The organism is Sodalis ligni (assembly GCF_016865525.2).
Classification (GTDB): domain Bacteria; phylum Pseudomonadota; class Gammaproteobacteria; order Enterobacterales; family Enterobacteriaceae; genus Acerihabitans; species Acerihabitans ligni.
This window is the reverse complement of the sequence record NZ_CP075169.1, coordinates 3,383,456-3,405,950: the sequence shown is the minus strand read 5'-3', so window position 1 is coordinate 3,405,950 and position 22,495 is coordinate 3,383,456. Positions and strand designations below refer to the sequence as shown.

Here is a 22,495-nt window from a genome sequence, read left to right as displayed (position 1 = left end):
GCTCATGCCCTGGCATCAATATTTTTCCTATTTTTTTGGCGGCATGTTTGTTTCCAATGCCATTCCACACCTTGTCAGCGGCATGATGGGGCGGTCTTTCCAAAGTCCGTTTGCCTCGCCGCCGGGCCAAGGGCTGTCTTCATCAACCGTGAATGTGCTGTGGGGAGCAGTCAACATCGCGCTGGGTTACCTTCTCATCTATCGGGTTGGCGATTTCGATCTACGCGTTACGGGGGACGCCGGCACGGCCGGCCTCGGAGCGTTATTGATGGCGATCATATCCGCACGGTTGTTCGGGCGGTTTCATGGTGGGGAAGGTTCCGGCAAAACAAATCAATCATCCCGGGGTGAATGATTGAAAAAGCCTCTCAAACCAGCGCCTTTTCAGTGCGAACCAGCGACGGGTACTGGAACAGGACGCGGCCGACGCCGCGATTCAGGGCCCACCAGATTGCAATTGCTCCCGCCGCGCATAAGGCCGTGACCGCCAATGGGTAAAATGCCAGCCACAGCTGGGAGAACAGCTTATTATCGAAGGCGTGATAGCGCACCAGCGCTCCCAGCGCCGGCACGGCCATCAGTTCGGTGAGCAATTTATGCAGTACATAAATCTGCAGCGTATTTTTACCTATCCAGTTAAGGGCCTGCAACGGTCCGCTGTGCCACAGCCAATGGCGGTTCACCCACTGACAGCATAATATGGCGACGCAGACCGCCAGCGCGCTGGTAAACAGGCTCTTATCCATCGTCAGCATCCAATGGAAAAGCGCCAATCCGGTAAGCGCCGCCAGCAGCGTCAGGCGGGATCGCCTGTCCGCCAGCAAGGCCACGATACGCGAACCCAGAAAACAGCCGGTAAAGAAGAATATGCCGTTTTGCGCCACGCTTGCCGGACCCCACCAGGGAACCAGGCCCAAAACGCAGGCGTAATTCAGCACTGCCCCCAGCCCAAGCAGTAAGACCCAGTGATTCCGCCACAGTTTGCAGATGACAAAATAGAGCGCCAAGGCATACAGATACCAGGGACTGGACATGGCTGCCGCTACGTACAGTATGAATTGGCCCGCGGAACTTGCATAGGCGGCGTTGTGCGCCATCAGCCGCCAGTCGTCAAAGGCCAGGTCGCGGTTGATTAAACTCACGCACAGCCACTGTACAAGACGCCACAACAGATAGAGATAAAACAGGTTAACCGCTTTTTTTGTCAATACCTCATTCCAGGAGCGTACGAGAACGCCGTCCGCGGCCAGCAGACCGGAAATAAAGAAAAGGCCGGCATGCGCAGAGGTACCAGATAATGGTTAATCCCTACCCAGACTTTGGTAATGAACTGGTGCTGGTTGATCACCGATAGCGACGGGATATAGCTGGTGGTAATGATATGGTTTAATACCACCAACAAAATGCAGACGCCTTTCAGAGAATTAATCCATTGGATTTTTTTGGCAGAGGCAGGCATGCAAAACTCCCCGTCGACGGTGATGTTGAGCGAACTTAAAACGGAGGGTAGCGGGAAGAGGAGGGGGGATCAAAGTGAAATCGGGGTTTTAACGGCGATTTCACTTTTCATTTATTACGGGTATTACAGGCCACATGCCGGCTCGATAACCCGGAAAAGCTTTACGCGGCCTCGGGAGAAAGGGCCCCTGCGGGTCCTTTAGCCTTTAACGGTTGAACAGGTCGCGTTTTTTCGGGCGGAAAAATTGAGCAATCAGCACCAGGATGCCTACCAGCAAATAGGCGCCGAAGATCACGATCATCCATTGCGGCATTTCCAGCGACATGAAATGCCATTGGCGGACGGCGCAATCGCCCGTGGCGCTGAAAATCGACGGCAGCCATTTGTCCAGGGGCAGCCACGAGGGAAAACTGACAAAAAAATCGCAGGTGACGAACGGTGAGGGGTTCAACTGGATATCAGTATGCTTCATAGCCAGTTTCAAGCCTTCCCAAGCGCTGTACAACCAGATAATCAATGCACCGTAGCGTAACGGCGTGGCCGGCGCTATGGCGCCGATGATCCCCGCCCCCATGACGCCATAAAGAGCAACCCTTTGATAAATGCATAACACACAGGGTTTTAATAACATCACATGCTGAAAATAAAGCGCCACCAGCTCCAACGCCAGGGCAGTAAGCACCATCAATATCCAGGCGCCACGACCTCGCGAGCAGCGGTTGAGAAATTGCAACATATATTATTATCCAGGCCAGTTGCTTGTAAACACGCAGTTTAAATCAATTAATGACAGATGCCAGCCTCTTTTTTAAGTAAAGTACGATTCGTTCTCCAGCTTGTTTCGTTTTCATTGAAACTCTTGTCATTAAGAATTCATCTTAAGTGATATTTTGCGAGGTCTCTTAACGTAATCTGAAGCTGATACAGGTATTATGTTTAAAGAAAACATTATCAAAATTAATCATAAGGTGACAAATATGCCTCGTTATTGCCATCACCGACAAGGTTTTACCTTAAGTCCCTTCATCTCCCTATATCAGCTTGACGCTATCTGCTATGATTAGCCCGTTTTAGCTTACTTACGCATGCTGCACGGAACATACTATTATGGTTATCAAGGCGCAAAGTCCCGCCGGTTTCGCGGAAGAGTATCTTATTGAAAGCATATGGAATAATCGTTTCCCGCCGGGATCCATCCTGCCCGCGGAACGAGAACTTTCAGATGTGATTGGCGTTACGCGGACCACTTTGCGGGAAGTGCTGCAACGGCTGGCCCGGGACGGTTGGCTGACCATTCAGCATGGTAAACCGACCCGGGTAAACAACGTCTGGGAAACCTCGGGCCTGAATATTCTCGAGACGCTGGCCCGCCTCGATCATGACAGCGTTCCGCAGCTCATTGATAATTTATTGTCGGTACGCACCAATATCGCCTCGATATTCATTCGCATGGCGATACGGTTTTATCCCGATAAAGCGCAGCTTGTTCTGGCGCAGGCGGCAAATCTGGAAGATCAGGCCGATGCCTTCACCGAAATGGATTACCGCATTTTTCATGAATTGGCTTTTGCCTCCGGCAATCCTATATACGGCCTGATTTTCAACGGACTGAGGGGGTTATACCTGCGGGTAGGGCGCTATTATTTTTCCAATCCCCAGGCCCGCGAGCTGGCTCGCAATTTTTACACCCGTCTTTCCGCCCTGTGCCGGGAAGGATTATATGATCAGGTTATTGATCTGGTGCGTCATTACGGCAATGAGAGCGGGGCCATCTGGAACAGCATGCAGTCCTCCATACCCCATGATATCGCCGAAGCCGGACGCTGAGCCGGCATCATTCCGAAGAAGGGTGTGAAGGCCGTGACCGACCTTCACCGGGTTTCTGTAGGGGATAAGATATCACAAGGGTAAGTTGCGCGCGGGACAACGCTCAATCAATTCCACATTTCCGTCTTCATTAAGCTGTTCCATATACACATCAAAACTCCACAGCCGATGAATATGCTTCATCACTTCGCGACGGTTTTTTGCTAACGGCGCGCGATTTTGCGGCGTATAGCGCAGAGTCAGCGAGCGGTCGCCGCGCAAATCCACATTCCAGACCTGAATATCCGGTTCGAGATTGCTTAAATTGTACTGGGAAGAGAGTTCCTGCCGTACCGCCCGGTAGCCGTCTTCATTGTGGATGGCGGCAATTTCCAGGTAATTGTTATGATCGTCGTCCAACACGGTAAACAGACGGAAATCCCGCATGATTTTCGGCGACAGGAATTGGCTGATAAAACTTTCATCCTTGAAGTTATGCATGGCGAAATGCAGGGTTTCCAGCCAGTCGCTGCCGGCGATATCCGGGAACCAATGGCGATCTTCTTCCGTCGGCGACTGGCAGATACGCTTGATGTCCTGGAACATGGCAAATCCCAGTGCGTACGGGTTGATGCCGCTGTAATAGGGACTGTTGTACGGCGGTTGATACACCACGTTGGTGTGGCTGTGAAGGAATTCCAACATGAACCGGTCGGTCACCTTTTTCTCATCGTAGAGATGGTTGAGAATGGTGTAGTGCCAGAATGTGGCCCAACCCTCATTCATGACCTGGGTCTGTTTTTGCGGATAAAAGTATTGGCTGACTTTACGGACGATACGCAAAATTTCCCGCTGCCAAGGTTCCAGCAAGGGGGCGTTTTTCTCCATGAAATACAGCAGGTTTTCCTGCGGCTCATGGGGATAGCGGCTGGCTTCGGCGGGAGATTCCTCTTTATCCCGGCGGGGCAGGGTACGCCAAAGATCGTTGACCTGGCTTTGCAAATAGGCTTCTCGGCTTTTCTGCCGGGATTTCTCTTCCTCCAGGGAAATTTTCTGCGGCCGTTTGTAACGATCCACGCCGTGGTTCATTAAGGCATGGCAGGAATCCAGCAGCTGTTCCACCTGTTCGACGCCGTATCGCTCTTCACATTTAGTGATGTAATTACGGGCGAAAATCAGGTAATCCACAATGGAACTGGCGTCGGTCCAGCTGCGAAACAAATAATTATTTTTAAAGAAGGAATTATGGCCGTAACAGGCATGGGCAATCACCAGCGCCTGCATGGTCATGGTATTTTCTTCCATCAAATAGGCGATGCAGGGGTTGGAATTAATGACAATTTCATATGCCAGCCCTTGCTGACCCTGTTTGTAACGTTGTTCCGTTTCGATAAATTTCTTGCCGAATGACCAATGGGTATAATTAATCGGCATACCGACACTGGAGTAAGCATCCATCATTTGTTCCGAGGTAATGACTTCTATCTGATGTGGATACGTATCCAGCCGATAGAGTTTAGCCACCCGGTCAATCTCGTCCAAATACTCCTGTAATAGCTCAAATGTCCAGTCGGGTCCATCGCTAAGACAAGTGGAATCCTTTAAACGTTCATCAATGGAAATCGTCATCAGCGCACCTCATCGTTACAGACAGTACATCATCATGCTGGCTTATTATTAATCCTAGTGCAAGATGAAATTTACGCGGCGCCCGACACAGTATTAGCATGAAAATAATTGCGATTTTTTTGTATGCATTTCAGAGCACAACCGGACGGTATTGAATATCCCGATTTAGTCCTTGAAATGGCATTGCCGCTGAGTATCTAATGAATTGTGAACCAGCGCATGGTTTTGACGGCCTGCGGGACGCGGCCTGGACCGGGGCTTATCTTTCTATTGCGACTCTTCTGCTGTTGAATTCGAAAAGGGACACTTGACAATGCGGGTTATCATTTTAGGAAGCGGTGTGATCGGCGTCGCCAGCGCCTGGTATCTTGCCCGTGCGGGGCATGACGTTATGGTGCTTGAAAGACAGCCCGGTTCGGCGCTGGAAACCAGCGCCGGCAACGCCGGCCAGATTTCTCCCGGTTATGCCGCGCCCTGGGCCGCGCCCGGTGTACCGTTGAAGGCGATAAAATGGATGTTCCAGCGCCATGCTCCCCTGGCCATCCGCCTTAACGGCACCAATCATCAGCTCCACTGGATGTGGCAAATGCTGCGCAACTGCGATAGCCGCCATTATTATATTAATAAAAGCCGGATGGTGCGCTTGGCGGAATACAGCCGCGATTGCCTGAAAGCCCTGCGCACCGACACCGGCATCCAATACGAAGGCCGCCAGGGCGGAACGCTGCAAATTTTTCGTACCGAACAGCAATTTGCCAGTGCTGCCAAGGATATCGCGGTGCTGCGCGACGAAGGGGTACCGTTCGAATTGTTGGAATCCCGGCAGTTGGCCGCCGTTGAACCCGCCTTGGCCGGCGTAGCGCATAAGCTGACCGGCGGCCTGCGGCTGCCCAATGATGAAACCGGCGATTGTCAGTTGTTCACGCAGCGCCTGGCAAAAATGGCGGCGGATCTGGGTGTGGAATTCCGCTACGGCTGCGATATTACCGGCCTGCTTAGCTCCGGCGGCAGGATAACCGGCGTCAAGTGCGGCAGCGAGGTAATGCAGGGGGATGCCTATGTCATGGCGCTGGGTTCATACTCCACCGCCATGCTGCGCCATATCCTGTCTATTCCCGTTTATCCCCTGAAAGGCTATTCCCTGACCATTCCCCTGGCGGATGAACGGGCCGCTCCGGTGTCTACGGTCTTGGATGAGAGCTATAAAATCGCCATTACCCGTTTCGATAAGCGGATCCGGGTGGGAGGCATGGCGGAGATAGTCGGGTTCAACACCGAGTTGGCCAAGGCGCGGCGGGATACGCTGGAAATGGTGGTGCGGGATTTGTTCCCCGGCGGCGGACATATACAGCAGGCGACCTTTTGGACCGGATTGCGGCCGATGACCCCCGACGGAACGCCGATTGTCGGCAAAACCCCGTTCGCTAATCTTTACCTGAACACCGGCCACGGCACTCTCGGCTGGACCATGGCCTGCGGTTCGGGGCGTTTGCTGGCGGATATCATCAGTGGCCGGACGCCCGATATTCCCTTCGACGATCTCTCCGTCGCGCGTTACATCGAAGGTTTCCGGCCCGGCGTCGAGCCTACCATGGCTTGAGTCGTTGCGGACCGGGGGGCTCTGTATGGTATGTACCCACTGGCCAATGGTCATGCCGGTGAAAATGTGTTAATTTTTGTCATATTATGACTAAATTTATTTTCTGCTGATGAATACTGAATACAAAAATTTCTCAAGGTTATTACATCTTACCTCCCGTGCGCTGCGGATGGCCATTGATCGCCGCCTGAAATATCTCGGCTTAAGCCAGGCGAGCTGGGTGGCGGTGGCCGCCATCGCCGGCGCGCAAACGCCCTTATCTCAAAGCGAACTGGCGCAATTTCTTGGCGTGGAGGGGGCTACTATTGTTACCATGGTGGACCGGCTGGTGAAAACCGGCCTGGTACAACGCGTGCCTACGCTCGCCGACCGGCGAAAAAAATTACTGGTGGTGACGGCGGACGGCAGGGCGTTATATGAAAAGGTCCGCAGCGAAGCGGATGCGCTGGGGGAAGAGATCCTGGACAAGGTGGCGGAGTCGGATTTGCAGGTGGCGATGCGCGTGCTGGCTGAAGTCTACGCCGCAACGGAGTCCCTTTCCTGAGATTATTGTTCCTCGATTATCTTGATACCGATTTTATTGACCCGCTGGTCCTCTTTCTCCGCGATGGTCCACACCAGCCCTTCAGAAACGGCATTATCCCCCACTACCGGTTCGCCGCCGCCAAGCAGGTCCAGAACAAACTCGCCGAGGGTGAGATCCTGTTCATATTTTTCATCAAAGTCCAAGCCGTATATGGCCGCCACATCGGTGAGTTTTGCATCGGCTTCCAGAATGAAATCCCCAAAAAACCGCTGATCCAGCGCCACCGGCGGCGACTGGCTGAACAGCCGGCCCAGCGCGGGCAAATCCCGTTCGCGGCCGATGACACACAGCACATCTCCTTCTTTAAGACGGGTATTGCCGGTGGGATGCAGCAGCACATTATCGCGAAAAAGCGCTGCGATACGGGTGTTTTTCGGCATTTTCATATCCCGCAATGCCGCGCCGACGCACCAGTTTTCACTGCCTAACTTATAAATAAACTGCTCCCAGGGGTTTTCGGGATGGATATCCATCCCGACGCGATTGATGGGGGAGGCGGTGGGGGGCACCACTACCTTGGCCAGTTTGGCGGCATAGCCCAAGGACGTACCCTGCAGCAGCAGCGAAATCAACACGATAAAGAACGCGACGTTAAAGAACAGTTTGGCGTTGTCCAGGCCCGCCATCATGGGGAAGACCGCCAGGATGATGGGAACCGCGCCACGCAGGCCGACCCAGGACAAAAAGACCCGTTCCCGGGTCGTGAAATTGCGAAACGGCAACAGACCCACCAGGATGGATAGCGGCCGGGCCACCAGCATCAGCCACAGCGACAGCAGTAACGCCGGAATGGCGATAACCCATAAATCACTTGGGGTCACCAGCAGTCCCAGCACGAGGAACATACATATCTGGCTAAGCCAAGCCATGCCGTCAAAGGTTTGCAAAATACCGTGACGGCTGCGTATCGGCCGGTTTCCCAACAAAAAACCGCACAGATAGACGGCCAGGATGCCGCTGCCCTCCAGGGCGGTGGTGAGGGCAAAGATCATGATGCCGCCGCTCACCGCCAGCAGGGGATAAAGCCCTCCCGCCAGGGAAATGCGGTTGATGGTTTGCAGCAGCAGCCAGCCGCCGCCGAGACCGAACAATACTCCCAGGCCAAATTGCTGGATGAGGTGCAGTACGAACATCCAGCTCAGATGAGTTTGCCCCTGCTGAATCATCGCAATCAGGGTAATGGTAAGAAAGACCGCCATCGGGTCATTGCTGCCGGATTCAATCTCAAGGGTTGAGCTGACGCGTTCATTGAGGCCTTTATTGCCCAGCAGCGAAAACACCGCCGCCGCATCCGTCGAACCGACGATGGCCCCTATCAATAGCCCTTCGATAAGATTGAGCTTGAACAGCCAGGCGGCGACCATGCCGGTCAAGCCGGCGGTGATGATGACCCCCACCGTGGCCAACGACAGGGCGGGCCACAGAGCCACGCGAAAAGACGTGGCGCGTGTGCGCATGCCCCCGTCCAATACAATCACCGCCAGCGCCAGGCTACTTATCAAATAGGCCACCGGGGACTTGTCGAAGCCGATGCCGCCGATGCCGTCCACCCCCGCCAGCATGCCAATGGCGAGAAATATGACCAAGATGGGTATACCCAGACGCGAGGAGAACGAACTCAGCAATATACTGCCGCCCACCAGCAGAGAGCCGATAATAAATAAATTGATTATGGTGCCGCTATCCAATCGTCGCTCTCCTTTTTTTATAATAGTCAGTCTTTATAATAATTATCGAACCCTCTTCTTCTAAAGAGAATAGCAGGCAGATCCGCCAACACTGACACGAAACCCTGTTTTTAGCCATCAGTGGCAAAATGAGAGGGATATTGCCCATTTTCCCGTTGAATCTGCTTTCCCGCGTCGACGTGCCATAGTTGTGGAGGGAGTAAACCTGCGTCAAGCCGCTTTCAATGCCGGCTAGAAAACCGGCTCTTTTTAACGTTAACACAAAAGTCGTTGAGGATGAAAGGGCTGCTTTTGGCCATTTAGCGGATTTCCGGCCGTGTAACCCCTGAAAACCATAACCTGTTGTGCTGTAAATTATGTTTTTGTCGCTGTAAACCGCCGGAAGTGCGAGCGGTCCTCATCATTAACGGCTTTAGCCGTTCTTCAATTATGCTATTATAGAACAACGAAAATTATTAGTCTTAAAATTGACTGCCAATGAAAATAAACGGGCAATATTACGATGCGCTGATTATGAGCGAGTGGCATGACTTGATTGACATCACCGGTGCTGCCGCCCACTCGTTATTAAAGTCGCTTTCCGACGACGATATTAGTCTGCTGGTGGATGATTTTTATGCGTACATGCTGGATGACGACGACGCTCGATTGTTTCTTTCCAACCAGCTGGTGAAAGATCGTTTGCATGCCACGCTATTGAATTGGATTAGACAGGTTTTAAACAGTTCCACCGCCGATCTGGCGGAACTGATTGCCGAACAGCGTAAAGTGGGGAATATCCACGCCCGCATCGGTATTCCTATTGATTTGGTGGCCCGCGGCGCCCGCAGGGTCAAACAAAGCCTTTACAGCCGGCTGCGGCGGGAAAAGATGGATCCGGCATTATGTTATGACGCCATGCGTTTTGCTCCTTGCCATGGATACCGCCATCGAAGTCATGACTACCGCCTATTCCCGAACCCATGAAAGCACCACCAGGATCAGGAAAATTATCGGTTATTTTCGATCTTGGATAACGTTAACGTTGAGCGCGAACGGCAACTCGCCGCGTTGCTGAATTGGGAAAACCGCTTTATCTATAATGTCGCCACCGGCTCCCCGCCGTCGAAATTCAGGAACTGAAGGAATCGGAATTCGGATTATGGTTCCAGCATAAAGGCAGGCATGTTTTGCCCAGGTGGATGAAGTATCGGAAATTACCGCGCTATTGGGCAGTACGGATGAATTTATCAAGACCTTTACCCCGACATGATTGCCATAGCGGAACAACGCTATGTGTTGTTACGAACCGTGCGTAATCGGATCATGAAATTGACATCTCTCCTGTCCTCGTTATTTGAAGAGCTGGCGAAATTCGAAAATGGCAAAGATCCTCACGAACCTGCTGAACCGGCGTTTTATCCCCACTATCCTTCGGCGGGAAATAGCCTTGGCCATGCGTACCAATACGTCCTTTGTCGTGGCCATGCTGGATATAGATTATTTCAAGAAAATCAACGATAAATACGGGCATGATGCCGGCGATGCGGCATTGAAAAATATCGCCGCGATCCTCTATGAAAGCGTACGCAGCAGCGATTATGTCTTTCGCTACGGCGGGGAGGAATTTATGCTGGTTTTTGTGGAGATAGCCGAAAACCAGGCCAATCTGATTATCGACTCGATTCGCGCAAAAATCGCCGGTCGGCCGACGTATCCCACCGCCGGCGAAAAAATCGACCTGACGGTCAGCGTGGGCCTGAGCGTATTCGACGGGCATCCGGATTATGAACGCCTGATCCGCAGAGCCGACAGCGCACTGTATGAGGCCAAGCAAAACGGCCGCAACCGTGCGGAAACTTATCATCCTAAAGGATGACAGTGTTTCCATTCGAGAGGTGCGCCAGGAAACCAAGTGGGAGGGGCCGATGGCAGCCGGCCATGGAGCTTGACGGGGGAAGGGACGCCGTATCCGAAATCAGCCAGAAACCGCCTGCTGTCTGGCTGATTTATGAGTGTGCGGTTATCTTTCGTTTACCTGTTTGTGAAACAATTCACGGAACACCGGATAAATATCTTCCTGATCGCGAATATGCTGCATGGCAAAGTTACTGTACTTGGCTTGCAGGTCTTCATATTCGCGCCACAAGGTTTGATGCGCCCGCCGGGTTATTTCGATATAGCTATAATAACGCACCATTGGCAACAGCCTGTTAGCCAGCAGTTCATGACACAACGGGGAGTCATCCGCCCAGTTATCGCCGTCAGACGCCTGTGCGGCATAAATATTCCATTGTGCCGGGTTGTAACGATCTTTAACCACCTCCTCCATTAATTTCAACGCGCTGGAAACGATGGTGCCGCCGGTTTCCTGGGAATAAAAGAATTCATGTTCATCCACTTCCTTGGCTTGGGTGTGGTGGCGAATATAGACCACATCCACGTTTTTATAGGTCCGGCTGAGAAACAGATACAGCAGAATATAAAAGCGTTTGGCCATGTCCTTGGTGGCCTGGTCCATGGAACCCGAAACGTCCATCAAACAGAACATCACCGCCTGACTGGAAGGCTCGGCCCGGCGTTCAAAATTTTTATAGCGCAAATCAAACGTATCAATGAAAGGCACCCTGGCGATTTTTTGCCTGAGTTCCGCAATCTCCTTATGGATACGCTCCTCTTCCAACAGCTGCACAGGTTCGCTGTTGGCCAGCAGCGCCAGCTCTTCTTCCAGGGCCCGGATAGCGCGCCGTTTACCCGCTGTCATGGCGGTACGCCGTACCAGGGAATTTTGCAGCGACCTCACCACGCTGATATTGGCCGGAACCCCGGTAGAGGTATAGCCGGAGCGGTGGGTTTTGAACTCATTAAGCTGCTTGTGCTGATTTTTCTGCAGATTGGGCAGCGCCAAATCTTCGAACAGCAGGTCAAGGTATTCGTCTTTCGAGATCTGAAAGACGAATTCATCCTGCCCCTCGCCGTCCTGGCTGGCGTTCCCCTGTCCGCTGCCGCCACCCCCGCCTCCTGGCGGGCGCTCTATACGGTCATTCTGGACAAAGTGATCATTGCCGGGATGCACGCGGTGACGCATGCCCCCTCGTCCCTGATGGAAAAAAGGCTCATTGATGTCAGTGTTGGGAATCGATACCGATTCCCCACTCTCTACATCGGTAACCGAACGCTTGTTGATGGCCCCGGCAATCGACTGTTTGATTTGTGACTTATAGCGGCGCAAAAAGCGTTGGCGGTTAACCATGCTTTTGTTTTTGCCGTTAAGTCGTCGGTCAATAAAGTAGGCCATATATCTCCTCCGGACGACAGCGTCTTAGCGCCGCGTTTAAGACGATTTCCTTACCCGCAGATACCATTCGCACAACAGGCGCACCTGTTTGCGGGTGTAGCCTTTCTCCATCATGCGATCCACAAAGTCGTCGTGTTTTTTCTGCTCATCTGTAGATGTTTTCGCATTAAATGAAATAACAGGCAACAACTCTTCGGTGTTTGAGAACATTTTTTTCTCAATCACGGTACGGAGCTTTTCATAACTGGTCCAATTCGGATTCCGTCCGCTATTGTTGGCGCGGGCGCGAAGGACAAAGTTAACGATTTCATTACGGAAATCTTTAGGGTTGCTAATCCCGGCGGGCTTTTCAATTTTTTCCAGTTCGGCATTCAATGCTTCCCTATCGAATAATTGGCCAGTATCGGGATCGCGGTATTCTTGATCCTGAATCCAGAAGTCCGCATAAGAAACGTAGCGATCAAATATATTCTGTCCGTACTCGGAATAAGATTCCAGATAAGCGGTTTGTATCTCCTTGCCGATGAATTCGGCATATTTGGGGATAAGGTACCCTTTTAAATGTTCGAGATATTTTTCAGCAATATCTTGGGGGAACTGTTCACGCTCAATTTGCTGTTCAAGAATATAGAATAAGTGTACCGGGTTAGCGGCAACTTCGCCGTGATCAAAATTGAATACCCTGGAGAGGATTTTAAAGGCGAAACGCGTTGATAAGCCGTTCATGCCTTCATCCACACCCGCGTAGTCGCGGTATTCCTGGTAGGATTTTGCTTTCGGGTCGGTATCCTTCAGGCTTTCGCCGTCATATATCCGCATTTTGGAATAAATGCTGGAGTTTTCCGGTTCCTTCAAGCGCGACAGAATCGAAAAACGCGCTAATGTCTCAAGCGTGCCGGGCGCGCAGGGTGATTCCGCAAGTTCACTGTTGCTGATAAGTTTTTCATAAATCTTGATTTCCTGCGATACCCGCAGGCAATAAGGCACCTTGACGATATAAACACGGTCGAGGAAGGCCTCATTGTTCTTATTATTGCGGAACTGTACCCATTCCGATTCATTGGAATGCGCCAGGATGATACCGTTGAACGGCAGGGCGGCAATGCCCTCGGTGCCGTTATAGTTGCCTTCCTGGGTGGCGGTCAGCAACGGATGCAGCACCTTGATGGGGGCCTTGAACATTTCCACGAATTCCATGATGCCCTGGTTGGCCCGGCACAGTGCGCCGGAATAACCGTAGGCGTCGGGATCGTTCTGGGCATGGTCTTCCAGTTTGCGGATATCCACCTTGCCCACCAGAGCGGAAATGTCCTGGTTGTTTTCATCGCCGGGTTCGGTTTTGGCGATGGCGATCTGCTCAAGGATAGACGGCCATACCTTTACTACCCTGAAGCGGGTGATATCGCCGCCGAAATCGTGCAGGCGCTTGGCCGCCCAAGGCGACATGATGGTGCCGAGATAACGGTGGGGGATGCCATAATCCTTTTCCAGGATATTGGCGTCTTCCAGCGGGTTGAACAGGCAGAGCGGATGATCATTCACCGGGCTGCGTTCGCCGTTGGCGCTCAGTATATAAATAGGCACACGCTGCATCAATGACTTCAAGCGTTCCGCCAGGGAGGATTTACCGCCCCCCACCGGGCCGAGGAGGTACAGAATCTGTTTCTTTTCTTCCAGCCCTTGAGCGGCATGTTTCAGATACGAGACAATTTGCTCAATGGCTTCCTCCATGCCGTAAAATTCTTCGAAGGCAGGGTAGCGTGCGATAACGCGGTTGGAAAATAGCCGGGAGAGAGGCGGTTCCTGAGCGGTGTCAACCATAACTGGCTCACCGATTGCCATTAAAAGCCTCTCAGCCGCATTGGCGAACGCGCTGCGATCCTGGCGGCAGATAGCCAGGAATTCCTGCAAGGTGAACTCTTCGTCCTTGGCAGCTTCGTAGCGCTGACGATACTGGTCAAATATGTTCATGGCGATGCCCGTCCTTCGTTATTAGCACAGGTTAAAAAGGAGCTAAATTGGTATTTTGCGGCTCCTGAAAAAAATCCCTTCTGAGTACAGCAACCACTATGCCAACTTGTAGCCGCTTTGCCGTAACCGCTCTCAGGTAAAATCTTTCTCTAAGATAAAGTTTAGTTGGCATCTTGGAAATGTCATTTAAGTGTTAACGCTTTTTAAGATATATCAATGACTCAGTTGCCGAAATATCTATCAGATCCCATTGTGGCGCGGTCTGTGAGGCTGTCAACAGATTCCGTTATAGTTTATAGAAAATTAGGATATAATTTAGATGTTAATTGTTCGTTTCTGTAAATAACCGACAATGACCAAGGCTTTACTTTACACTTCTAATTTAGATTGGTTGTAGCCGTTGTGCTTTTTACATTAAGGGAAACTTACATCGTGAAAAGTAACACGTTTAAAATAGGGCTATAGCCGCTGCGGTGGCGCTCTATGTGCCGACTGCCTTAGCCGGCACGTGGTCTTTGGGCGCTTCGGCGCTCTATTCTACCTCTCCGTATAAAGGGAAGATGGAAAGATCTTTCCTTTTCCTCTTATCAATTACGACGGCGACAGTGTCTATCTGCAAGGGCTCAGCGCCGGTTATTACCTGTGGAAAGATCAACAAAATCAATTATCATTAGCCGTAGCCTATTCCCCCTTCCGTTTCAAGCCAGGCGATGACGATTACGGCTATATGAAACAGCTGGATAAACGCCGTTCCACCGCTATGGCCGGATTACGCTACCGATTCAACGCCAGTTGGGGAATTATCCGCACCGAATACCTCGGTGATATCCTTAATGAAAGCAATGGCTTTACCGCTGATTTAGCCTATCTCTACCCATTTACCTTTGACAGGCTGACGCTCTTGCCGGGTATTGGGGCAGCCTGGGCCAGCGGCAAGCAAAACGATTATTACTTCGGCGTCAGCCCGCATGAGTCCCGGCGCAGCGGCTTAAACGAATACCAGGCCGATGACGGCTGGTCCCCTTACCTGGAAATGACCGCTGTCTACGCCTTGACTGATAGCTGGCGCGCCTCGCTGGTGGCCCGGTATGCCCGCTTGAATGGTGAAGTTAAAGATAGTCCGATGGTAAACGCCAATTCCACAACCACAGTGGGGGTCGGATTGACCTATCGCTTCTAATATAGTGCAGACATTGCCCCATTATAAAGCGTTTAAAGTTTATTGCATCAAAGAGTGCGATTACCGTGATTCATGAGAACAGGAGGGCCTATAACCATGAAACAGGTGATTTTTCCCGACGGATATTCCGTGCCCGCCATTGGCCAAGGCACGTGGTATATGGGGAACGGTCCGGCAATATGGCGCAGGAAGCGCGCGCGATACAATTTGGTCTCGATCATGGACTGACATTAATTGATACCGCCGAGATGTATGCCGACGGCGGGGCGGAGAGTAGTGGCCCAAGCCATTCGCGGCAGGCGGGACGAGGTCTTTCTGGTGTCCAAGGTCTACCCGCAGAACGCCGGGGGCAGAAAGCCGTCACCGCCTGTGAAAACAGCCTGCGCCGCCTGCAAACCGATGTTATCGATCTTTATTTATTGCACTGGCGAGGGAATATACCCTGGCCGATACCATAACCGCCATGGAACATTTACAGCAGGCGGGAAAAATCAAACGCTGGGGTGTCTCCAACCTGGATTTGTCGGATATGCGGGAACTGTGGTCGTTGCCCGGCGGAACCGCCTGCATGACCGATCAGGTTTTATACCACCTCGCTTCCCGGGGCATCGAATATGACCTGCTGCCCTGGTGTCAGCAAAAGTCACTGCCGGTAATGGCCTATTGCCCCCTGGCGCAGGCCGGGAAACTGCGTAACGGTCTAATGGATAGCCCGGCGGTATTGTCCGTTGCCCAGGAACTGGAGGTAACGGTTGCACAGGTATTGCTGGCATGGGTGATACGTCAACCCGGAGTGATTGCCATACCCAAAGCCGGCAGCGAGGCCCACGTTCAGGAAAATGCCGGGGCGCTGGGCATAGAATTAAGCCCCCGCCAGCTACAGGCGCTGGATGAAGCTTTTCCGGCACCCAAGCGAAAAACACATCTCGATATCGTTTGATCCTCTGTCGCGCCCGCTCCTTCGCGCCGCGGGCGTCACCATCGACCTCAATCCGCCGCGCGGTCCCGCGCGGCGCTGACGCTTTATTCCTGCCCTTTGATGAAATATTTAATTAACGGAAAATCAAACGCAACTTATAGCATTAAACGTTAAGGTAACAGGATAAGAACTAGGTGCCGAACAAGGATGAAAAACGGTGAGATATGCTTTCAATTTTGAACGGTCTGTCCTCTTACAGCCCCCGTACCGTCCAGCTTCCATCGGGTATTCCTTCTTGGGATACCGAAGCGTACGCAAGAGCGATGGCAAGGCGCTATCCAAAAGATGAAGTACTTGATCTGCAGGCGCGCAATCCCTCGGACCTGCGGCGTCAATTGGATCTCATTGCACGGGGAGAAGAGCGGATCATCGCTTCTCTCGCCCTCTATGATAAATTTTTTTTACCTGCTGAGCCGGTAATTGAAACCTTGGTGAAAGAGCCGTTAATGGAAATATACCGGCTCAGCCGGACGTTTCGGCGGCTTTTTAATCATTGGAAAGTTGTTCTGGAGAAGGGGGGCGCCCCCGAGCGCTGGCAAGTATTGCTTCAAGAAGGCATTACGCCCTCATTTCAGGGCCTGCCAAAGGCGGAGTTCGTCTTTATGCGGGGTGGTAGCGGACGCCAGCAAACATGTTATCCGGTTAAAGGGCACGATGTATCCAATGCGCTGCAGATTCTGCTGTCTCAAATGGTCTGGGCGCTTCTGCAAAATTTCAACGCCAACGAGGCTGAGTGCTGGGCCGGCGCGGCGGAATATACTAACCTGATCATGCGGGAAACGGCATGGCCCTTTCCCTCTCTGATGCGTTATATGCCATTGCTGGTGCTCTCGCATTGTATCCCCCCCGCTGCCAGTGTTGAAACTCCGCCGGAGGTCACGTTCTCGACTAAATTGTATGCGAACGAGCATTTCGGTAAAAAGGACATAACAAACATAGTCCTGCGCTGGAGCGCCCTAACGGGAAAGGGTGCTTTGCCACGGGGTGAAATGGCCCGCTTCGCCAAAGAAGAAGGAGTGGCTTACCGGGAGCTGCGTCGGTACATCGGGGCAACCGGACGGCTGACGAATCGTGGCAACAGGCTGATGGCGCAGGCCGCCGCCCCAATGGATGAAAAACTGCTGGCGTCGAACGTGCGTGCCTGGGTGGGAATGTCCGAAGAGCTGCGCTGGGCCTCCGGCGGACAGAAAGGGTATGTCAAAACACGAGGCCTGACCCTTTGTCGCTGGCGGCATTATGTAGACAAAAACGGGAACCTGACAAAACGGGGACACCTATTGTTGGCGCGGGCGGCGGGGTAATTCAGCCATGAAGCGCAGCCTGGTTGCAATGACTATTTCCCACTGCAACCAGTGCCTTATTCAGATTGGCGGCAGCGTGACGACAGATCCTGCGCTACGCTTTCCAACGCCATGCCGTCCTGCCATTATGCCTTGCGCAGGCTGATCACCGTGGACAAACGGGCCGGGGCGGAGGCGGTGGCCGCCAGCGGGTCGTTGACGCGCGCGGTCTCGACGCAGACATAGGTTTTATAACCTTCATCGGTAATATCGCCTATTTGCTTCGCTAACGCGGCACCGGGATTCCAGGCCACCACGTCGCTGTGATTGTGGTGGTGAATCTCAATAATCCGTTTAAGCAGCGGATCGTGGATCTGGCTAACCGATTCAGGATGGGTATAAACCCGGTCCACTTCTTCCCCGCTGAACCCCAGCTCGCCTTTTTGCTGCGCGGTGATGCCGTCTTTGACTTTATCAATATAGCTATCGCCTAAGCCGCTGATTTTGACCTGGGTAATGTCGCCGATATTGAAATAGCTGTGCAGGGCAGTGGTGTTTTGGAAATCCCCCTGAGCCTCAAGTTCGACGCTACAGGTCTTGCCAAGGACATATTTTGCCGTCAGGGTAAAGGGTTTCGGCCAATACTGTTCGGTGGCGGTGCTGTCATGCAGCGTCAGGGTTAACCTGACCTGACCCTCGTCTTCGTGATGTTCGCTTAGCTGCCAGGGCAAAATACGCGCAAAGCCGTGATTCGGGCTGGCTACTTTGCCAAACCAGGGCCAGCAGATAGGGATGCCGCCGCGAATGGCCACGCCGTCTTTGAACGCACTGGCTTCGCTCAGCCATAAAACCGCTTCCTCGCCGGCGGGTTGCCAGGCGATAAGATGTGCGCCCTGTAACGTGACCGCCGCCCGAACCAGGGATGATCGATAACGATGACCGGCAGTTGATCCAATTGGCGCAGGCTGACCGATGAAGAAAGCTGTTCTTTAACGGGTAACGCAAAAAGAGTGTCGTACATTTTCGGGCCCTATTGAAATGAGGAAACGGATCAAATAAAAAGGGCGACATCGCTGTCGCCCCATACATATTTGCTATCGGCAATTATTTCTTGGCGATATGGGAAATCAGATCCAGCACTTTATTGGAGTAACCGGTTTCGTTATCGTACCAGGATATCAGTTTGACAAAGGTCTTGTTCAAAGCAATACCGGCTTTGGCATCAAATACGGAAGTCAGTTTTGCACCGTTGAAATCGGTAGAGACGACATCATCGGTAGTATAGCCCAGGATGCCTTTCAGTTCGCCTTCGGACGCTTCTTTCATCGCGGCGCAGATTTCTTCATAAGTTGCGCTTTTTTCGATGCGAGCGGTCAAATCCACTACGGACACGTTCGGCGTCGGAACACGGAATGACATACCGGTCAGTTTACCGTTCAGCTCAGGGATAACTTTACCCACCGCTTTAGCCGCGCCGGTAGAGGACGGAATAATGTTCTGGGATGCGCCGCGGCCGCCGCGCCAGTCTTTGTGGGACGGGCCGTCAACGGTTTTCTGGGTAGCGGTGGTGGCATGGACCGTAGTCATCAGGGCTTCGACGATGCCGAATTTGTCGTTCAGCACTTTAGCCAGCGGGGCCAGGCAGTTGGTAGTACATGAGGCGTTGGAAACGATATCCTGGCCGTCATAGGACTTGTGGTTGACGCCCATGACGAACATCGGGGTATTGTCCTTGGAAGGACCGGTCAACACCACTTTCTTTGCGCCGGCGGTGATATGCTTACGAGCGGTTTCGTCGGTGAGGAAGATACCGGTGGCTTCTGCGACTACATCGACGCCGATTTCGCCCCATTTCAGGTTAGCCGGATCTTTCTCTGCGGTAACACGGATAGTTTTACCGTTAACAACCAGATGGCCATTCTGGACTTCCACGGTGCCGTTGAAACGGCCGTGGGTTGAATCATACTTCAGCATGTAAGCCATGTAGTCAGCATCTAACAGGTCGTTGATTCCGACGATTTCCACATCGTCACGTTCCTGCGCAGCACGGAAAACAATGCGGCCGATACGGCCAAAACCGTTGATACCTACTTTGATAGTCATATATTCCACCAGCTATTTGTTAGTGAATAAAAGGTTGCTTGTAAATTTACAAAAACCTCACGCAGCGTCAAGCGGAATCGTGTCAATAGTTGCTACAAATCAAACCCGACAATACCATTCGAACGTTAATCGTTCGTTCCGCTGCCTGCTCAGCTACGAATAATATGAGGTCGTTCGACCTCAATTAAAACTGCACCTGTCAGTTAAATGTGATGTTCATCACACTTGCCGCTCACGTTGTTTCTCGTTCCCTAGTTTAAGCTAAAAATGTCTCCGATGTTGTTAATTATTTGTTATAATGAGCCGGTTTTGACCCGCTTTATTCCATTAACCGTCCGGGAATCGCACTTATGGCTAACGACGAATCGATACGACCGCCTACGGACTCATTGACCGAAATGCAGCGGTATGTCACGCAGCAGCGGGGCACCGAGCCGCCCTACAGCGGTAAATTACTGGAGAACAAGCGGACCGGGCAGTACCATTGCCTGGTGTGCAATGCGCCGCTGTTTTATTCTGCAAGCAAATATGACTCCGGCTGCGGCTGGCCGAGTTTTTATGAGCCGGTAAGCGATACCGCCATCCGCTATCTGGATGACGACTCCCACGGCATGCACCGGGTAGAGATCCGTTGCGGCGCCTGCGATGCCCATTTGGGACATGTTTTCCCTGACGGACCGCAGCCTACCGGTGCCCGCTTTTGCGTGAATTCCGCCTCCCTGCGTTTCAAAGACCAGGACAATGGCGAAGAGATCAGCGGCTGACACTCTGTCAAGTTTATCGCTTTAACGATTCAGCTAATTATTCATGTTGCAGATATTCCCCTAAGGAGAAATTCATGGATGTCGACGCGCTAATGGCAACCCTGACCCCGGAAATCTACCAGAGGCTGTTGACGGCGGTGGAGTTGGGAAAATGGCCTGACGGCGTTCGCCTTACCGAAGAACAAAAAGAGCTTTGCCTGCAAATAGTCATGCTTTGGCAGGCCAGAAACAATCACCGGCCGGAGCATATGAGCATCGGTACCGACGGCAGCATTGTAATGAAAAGCAAGCGGGAACTGCTGGCGGAATTCACCGGCGAGCCGCCGGAGATTTTTCGAGCCAAGCCGGATTAATGAGGCGCGGTTCTGCTTTTGTATCGGTTCAAGCCGGATAAACGCGGTTAGGGCATGCCTGCATAGGTAGCGATTCGGCGTGGCGCGGGCAGGGACGGGTATCGCGGCGATCCGGCACCGCAGATGTCTACCACCCGGCCTTCAGCATCCGGCGGTGAACTCTGCCAGGGTGATAAGTCCCGCTCCGAGGCGCTGCATCTCTTCCAATACCCTGGCGCTGTCGCCGGGATGAAGGTCCACGCCCCTGCAGCCGTCTAAGATAACATCCACGGCGTAGCCCAGCGAGAGGGCGTCCAGCACGGTATAATTCACGCAATAATCCGTCGCCAGGCCCATGATGGAGAGGCTATGGATTCCTTGGGCCTGCAGATAGGCGTGCAGCTCGGTTTGGGCTCGATGACCGTTATCGTAAAAAGCGCTGTAGCTGTCGATGCCGGCCTGACGGCCTTTATAGATGCGGCGGCGGATGCCTTCTGCATCCAGTTCGGGATGCAACTGCGCCCCGGTGGTATCCTGTACGCAATGCACCGGCCACCATACCTGGGACAGACCATCCAGCAGCCCGATTTCACCCACCCGTCCGCCGGAGTTCACGGCAAAGCTGCCGTGATTTGACGGATGCCAGTCCAGTGATGCCACGACCGGTATGTCTTCCCGGCGACAGAACGCTATGGCTCGATTCGCCACCGCAATGACTTTATCGCCTTCGGGAACCGCCAGAGCGCCGCCCGGGCAAAAGTCATTTTGCAAATCAATCAGCAGCAAAGCCTGTTTCATGCTGTTTCTCCGCTTATATCATCGCCGGTCAGCTCGCCGCGCAAATCCTGTTGCATGATGTGCCGGATCTCATCGGCCGGGAGCGATTGGCTGAGCAAATAGTGCAGTTTGGTCAGCGCCGCTTCAACCGTCATATCGAAGCCGCTGATAACGCCCGATCGCGCCAGAGCGTTGCCGGTGGCATAGCCGCCCATATTCACCCGGCCGGAGAAGCACTGGGTGAGATTCACCACGACGCTGCCGCGCGCTACCGCCTGCCGCAGCTCATCCAGCAACGCCGGATGCTGTGGCGCGTTGCCGACGCCATAGGATCGCAGAATCAATGCTTTTACCGGCTGTCGCAGGAAATTGCCCACTACATCGGCGGAAATGCCCGGATAGAGCGTCACCACACCCACCGGCTGGGGGGTGATGGGATGAAGAATCAGTTCGGCGCCGGGGCGGTGGGGCAGCGGCGGCGCCACGGGACGAATATGGATACCCGCTTCCAACAGCGGCGGCAGGTTGGGGGAGGCGAAGGCGTCAAAACCATCCGCATGGGCTTTGGTGGTACGGTTGCCGCGAAACAGCTTGTTGTTGAAAAACAGGCTGACCTCGTTTACCGGATAATGGGCCGCCAGGTATAGCGCGTTGAGCAAATTGGTCTGGCCGTCTGAGCGCAGCGCCTCCAGGGGGATCTGGGATCCGGTGACAATGACCGGCTTGGCCAGGTTTTCCAGCATAAACGACAGCGCCGAGGCGGTGAAGGCCATGGTGTCGGTGCCGTGCAGGATGACAAAACCGTCATAGTTCTCATAGTGTTCCGCCACGTCCTGGGCGATATGCTGCCAGTCGTTTGGCGTCATATCGGAGGAATCAATCAGCGGGGCGTATTCATGAACGGTAAAATCGGGCATTTCCGGGCGATAGAATTCCGGCATCAACGCCAACTGGCGCTGCAAATGGCCCGATACCGGTATATAGCCGTTATCAGAGCGCTGCATGCCGATGGTACCGCCGGTATAGGCGACATAAATGGATTTTTTTTGCATGGGGAAAGGCAC

Annotated in this window: 21 protein-coding genes and 3 pseudogenes; 13 read left to right on the top strand and 11 right to left on the bottom strand. The window is 52.9% G+C overall.

Features of this window, described 5'->3' with window-relative positions; genetic code table 11:
* The first annotated feature begins 4 nt into the window (after positions 1-4).
* The gene (locus tag GTU79_RS15815; protein ID WP_203521241.1) at positions 5-355 is read left to right on the top strand and encodes a hypothetical protein; all 351 of its coding nucleotides are present in this window, start codon (positions 5-7) and stop codon (positions 353-355) included.
* A gap of 13 nt (positions 356-368) precedes the next feature.
* On the opposite strand, the gene GTU79_RS15810 is transcribed toward GTU79_RS15815, so the two are convergent.
* The 3 genes from GTU79_RS15810 to dsbB form a co-directional block, all read right to left on the bottom strand.
* Positions 369-1,250, bottom strand: a complete 882-nt coding sequence (locus GTU79_RS15810; protein ID WP_338091495.1) for an acyltransferase family protein — start codon at positions 1,248-1,250, stop codon at positions 369-371.
* On the bottom strand, positions 1,205-1,459 hold the full coding sequence (locus GTU79_RS15805; RefSeq protein ID WP_214513124.1) for a hypothetical protein: 255 nt from the start codon (positions 1,457-1,459) through the stop codon (positions 1,205-1,207). The genes GTU79_RS15810 and GTU79_RS15805 overlap by 46 nt, the downstream gene beginning before the upstream one ends.
* Before the next feature lie 205 nt (positions 1,460-1,664).
* Positions 1,665-2,195, bottom strand: a complete 531-nt coding sequence (gene dsbB, locus GTU79_RS15800; RefSeq protein WP_132921350.1) for a disulfide bond formation protein DsbB — start codon at positions 2,193-2,195, stop codon at positions 1,665-1,667.
* A 371-nt stretch (positions 2,196-2,566) separates the two neighbouring features.
* On the opposite strand from dsbB, the gene fadR reads away from it, so the two are divergent.
* Positions 2,567-3,286 carry a fatty acid metabolism transcriptional regulator FadR gene (fadR, locus tag GTU79_RS15795; RefSeq protein ID WP_132921351.1) on the top strand — a complete coding sequence of 240 codons (720 nt, stop codon included), beginning with the start codon at positions 2,567-2,569 and terminating at the stop codon, positions 3,284-3,286.
* A 72-nt stretch (positions 3,287-3,358) separates the two neighbouring features.
* On the opposite strand, the gene GTU79_RS15790 is transcribed toward fadR, so the two are convergent.
* Complete coding sequence (locus tag GTU79_RS15790; protein ID WP_214513123.1) at positions 3,359-4,894, bottom strand: SpoVR family protein; 1,536 nt, start codon at positions 4,892-4,894, stop codon at positions 3,359-3,361.
* A 313-nt stretch (positions 4,895-5,207) separates the two neighbouring features.
* Here GTU79_RS15790 and GTU79_RS15785 point away from each other — a divergent pair, with 313 nt between their 5' ends.
* A complete protein-coding gene (locus GTU79_RS15785; RefSeq protein ID WP_203521245.1) occupies positions 5,208-6,494 on the top strand; it encodes a D-amino acid dehydrogenase in 1,287 nt (428 codons plus the stop codon).
* 109 nt (positions 6,495-6,603) lie between these two features.
* Positions 6,604-7,038, top strand: a complete 435-nt coding sequence (locus tag GTU79_RS15780) for a MarR family winged helix-turn-helix transcriptional regulator (RefSeq protein WP_203521246.1) — start codon at positions 6,604-6,606, stop codon at positions 7,036-7,038.
* A gap of 2 nt (positions 7,039-7,040) precedes the next feature.
* Here the strand turns inward: GTU79_RS15780 and GTU79_RS15775 are convergent, their stop codons facing one another.
* Positions 7,041-8,768: a potassium/proton antiporter gene (locus tag GTU79_RS15775; RefSeq protein ID WP_214513122.1), complete on the bottom strand. Its 1,728-nt coding sequence runs from the start codon at positions 8,766-8,768 to the stop codon at positions 7,041-7,043.
* A 477-nt stretch (positions 8,769-9,245) separates the two neighbouring features.
* Between GTU79_RS15775 and GTU79_RS30450 the strand changes: the two genes are divergently transcribed.
* From GTU79_RS30450 to GTU79_RS30445, 3 genes and pseudogenes are all read left to right on the top strand, one after another.
* A complete protein-coding gene (locus GTU79_RS30450; protein ID WP_253073307.1) occupies positions 9,246-9,734 on the top strand; it encodes a protoglobin domain-containing protein in 489 nt (162 codons plus the stop codon).
* 42 nt (positions 9,735-9,776) lie between these two features.
* A pseudogene (locus GTU79_RS31435) lies at positions 9,777-10,066 on the top strand (hypothetical protein).
* Positions 10,067-10,128: 62 nt separating this feature from the next.
* Positions 10,129-10,626, top strand: a complete 498-nt coding sequence (locus GTU79_RS30445) for a GGDEF domain-containing protein (protein WP_253073306.1) — start codon at positions 10,129-10,131, stop codon at positions 10,624-10,626.
* Positions 10,627-10,770: 144 nt separating this feature from the next.
* Here GTU79_RS30445 and GTU79_RS15765 read toward each other — a convergent pair whose 3' ends face one another.
* Both GTU79_RS15765 and yeaG read right to left on the bottom strand, forming a co-directional pair.
* Positions 10,771-12,045 (bottom strand): YeaH/YhbH family protein, encoded by a 1,275-nt coding sequence (locus GTU79_RS15765; protein WP_132921357.1) that lies wholly within the window; start codon positions 12,043-12,045, stop codon positions 10,771-10,773.
* Positions 12,046-12,081: 36 nt separating this feature from the next.
* Positions 12,082-14,016 carry a protein kinase YeaG gene (gene yeaG, locus GTU79_RS15760; RefSeq protein WP_132921358.1) on the bottom strand — a complete coding sequence of 645 codons (1,935 nt, stop codon included), beginning with the start codon at positions 14,014-14,016 and terminating at the stop codon, positions 12,082-12,084.
* A gap of 461 nt (positions 14,017-14,477) precedes the next feature.
* Between yeaG and GTU79_RS15755 the strand changes: the two are divergent.
* The 4 genes and pseudogenes from GTU79_RS15755 to GTU79_RS15745 all read left to right on the top strand — a co-directional run bounded on the left by GTU79_RS15755 (position 14,478) and on the right by GTU79_RS15745 (position 17,476).
* A pseudogene (locus GTU79_RS15755) lies at positions 14,478-15,196 on the top strand (MipA/OmpV family protein).
* 179 nt (positions 15,197-15,375) lie between these two features.
* Complete coding sequence (locus GTU79_RS30440) at positions 15,376-15,654, top strand: aldo/keto reductase (RefSeq protein ID WP_253073305.1); 279 nt, start codon at positions 15,376-15,378, stop codon at positions 15,652-15,654.
* Positions 15,655-15,659: 5 nt separating this feature from the next.
* Complete coding sequence (locus GTU79_RS30435) at positions 15,660-16,136, top strand: aldo/keto reductase (protein ID WP_253073304.1); 477 nt, start codon at positions 15,660-15,662, stop codon at positions 16,134-16,136.
* 203 nt (positions 16,137-16,339) lie between these two features.
* Positions 16,340-17,476, top strand: coding sequence for a DUF4765 family protein (locus GTU79_RS15745; protein ID WP_214513121.1), 1,137 nt, complete (start codon positions 16,340-16,342; stop codon positions 17,474-17,476).
* 125 nt (positions 17,477-17,601) lie between these two features.
* Here GTU79_RS15745 and GTU79_RS15740 read toward each other — a convergent pair.
* Both GTU79_RS15740 and gapA read right to left on the bottom strand, forming a co-directional pair.
* Positions 17,602-18,476: pseudogene (locus GTU79_RS15740) on the bottom strand (D-hexose-6-phosphate mutarotase).
* A gap of 83 nt (positions 18,477-18,559) precedes the next feature.
* Positions 18,560-19,558 carry a glyceraldehyde-3-phosphate dehydrogenase gene (gene gapA, locus GTU79_RS15735; protein ID WP_214513120.1) on the bottom strand — a complete coding sequence of 333 codons (999 nt, stop codon included), beginning with the start codon at positions 19,556-19,558 and terminating at the stop codon, positions 18,560-18,562.
* A gap of 350 nt (positions 19,559-19,908) precedes the next feature.
* Here gapA and msrB point away from each other — a divergent pair, with 350 nt between their 5' ends.
* Positions 19,909-20,322 (top strand): peptide-methionine (R)-S-oxide reductase MsrB, encoded by a 414-nt coding sequence (gene msrB / locus GTU79_RS15730; protein WP_203521251.1) that lies wholly within the window; start codon positions 19,909-19,911, stop codon positions 20,320-20,322.
* 74 nt (positions 20,323-20,396) lie between these two features.
* Positions 20,397-20,675, top strand: a complete 279-nt coding sequence (locus tag GTU79_RS15725; RefSeq protein ID WP_203521252.1) for a YeaC family protein — start codon at positions 20,397-20,399, stop codon at positions 20,673-20,675.
* 141 nt (positions 20,676-20,816) lie between these two features.
* Here GTU79_RS15725 and pncA read toward each other — a convergent pair whose 3' ends face one another.
* Entirely contained in the window at positions 20,817-21,452 is a 636-nt protein-coding gene (gene pncA / locus GTU79_RS15720) for a bifunctional nicotinamidase/pyrazinamidase (protein ID WP_203521253.1), read from the bottom strand.
* Positions 21,449-22,483 carry an asparaginase gene (gene ansA / locus GTU79_RS15715; protein ID WP_203521254.1) on the bottom strand — a complete coding sequence of 345 codons (1,035 nt, stop codon included), beginning with the start codon at positions 22,481-22,483 and terminating at the stop codon, positions 21,449-21,451. Before ansA ends, pncA begins: the two co-directional genes overlap by 4 nt.
* Positions 22,484-22,495: the final 12 nt, after the last annotated feature.

What these genes read in the sequence shown, in the direction of transcription:
- GTU79_RS15815 (WP_203521241.1), top strand. Translation starts at nt 5, where the DNA reads ATGCCCTGGCATCAATATTTTTCCTATTTTTTTGGCGGCATGTTTGTT.
- GTU79_RS15805 (WP_214513124.1), bottom strand. Translation starts at nt 1,459, where the DNA reads ATGCCTGCCTCTGCCAAAAAAATCCAATGGATTAATTCTCTGAAAGGC.
- dsbB (WP_132921350.1), bottom strand. Translation starts at nt 2,195, where the DNA reads ATGTTGCAATTTCTCAACCGCTGCTCGCGAGGTCGTGGCGCCTGGATA.
- fadR (WP_132921351.1), top strand. Translation starts at nt 2,567, where the DNA reads ATGGTTATCAAGGCGCAAAGTCCCGCCGGTTTCGCGGAAGAGTATCTT.
- GTU79_RS15790 (WP_214513123.1), bottom strand. Translation starts at nt 4,894, where the DNA reads ATGACGATTTCCATTGATGAACGTTTAAAGGATTCCACTTGTCTTAGC.
- GTU79_RS15785 (WP_203521245.1), top strand. Translation starts at nt 5,208, where the DNA reads ATGCGGGTTATCATTTTAGGAAGCGGTGTGATCGGCGTCGCCAGCGCC.
- GTU79_RS15780 (WP_203521246.1), top strand. Translation starts at nt 6,604, where the DNA reads ATGAATACTGAATACAAAAATTTCTCAAGGTTATTACATCTTACCTCC.
- GTU79_RS30450 (WP_253073307.1), top strand. Translation starts at nt 9,246, where the DNA reads ATGAAAATAAACGGGCAATATTACGATGCGCTGATTATGAGCGAGTGG.
- GTU79_RS30445 (WP_253073306.1), top strand. Translation starts at nt 10,129, where the DNA reads ATGGCAAAGATCCTCACGAACCTGCTGAACCGGCGTTTTATCCCCACT.
- GTU79_RS15765 (WP_132921357.1), bottom strand. Translation starts at nt 12,045, where the DNA reads ATGGCCTACTTTATTGACCGACGACTTAACGGCAAAAACAAAAGCATG.
- yeaG (WP_132921358.1), bottom strand. Translation starts at nt 14,016, where the DNA reads ATGAACATATTTGACCAGTATCGTCAGCGCTACGAAGCTGCCAAGGAC.
- GTU79_RS30440 (WP_253073305.1), top strand. Translation starts at nt 15,376, where the DNA reads ATGGCGCAGGAAGCGCGCGCGATACAATTTGGTCTCGATCATGGACTG.
- GTU79_RS30435 (WP_253073304.1), top strand. Translation starts at nt 15,660, where the DNA reads ATGGAACATTTACAGCAGGCGGGAAAAATCAAACGCTGGGGTGTCTCC.
- GTU79_RS15745 (WP_214513121.1), top strand. Translation starts at nt 16,340, where the DNA reads ATGCTTTCAATTTTGAACGGTCTGTCCTCTTACAGCCCCCGTACCGTC.
- gapA (WP_214513120.1), bottom strand. Translation starts at nt 19,558, where the DNA reads ATGACTATCAAAGTAGGTATCAACGGTTTTGGCCGTATCGGCCGCATT.
- msrB (WP_203521251.1), top strand. Translation starts at nt 19,909, where the DNA reads ATGGCTAACGACGAATCGATACGACCGCCTACGGACTCATTGACCGAA.
- GTU79_RS15725 (WP_203521252.1), top strand. Translation starts at nt 20,397, where the DNA reads ATGGATGTCGACGCGCTAATGGCAACCCTGACCCCGGAAATCTACCAG.
- pncA (WP_203521253.1), bottom strand. Translation starts at nt 21,452, where the DNA reads ATGAAACAGGCTTTGCTGCTGATTGATTTGCAAAATGACTTTTGCCCG.
- ansA (WP_203521254.1), bottom strand. Translation starts at nt 22,483, where the DNA reads ATGCAAAAAAAATCCATTTATGTCGCCTATACCGGCGGTACCATCGGC.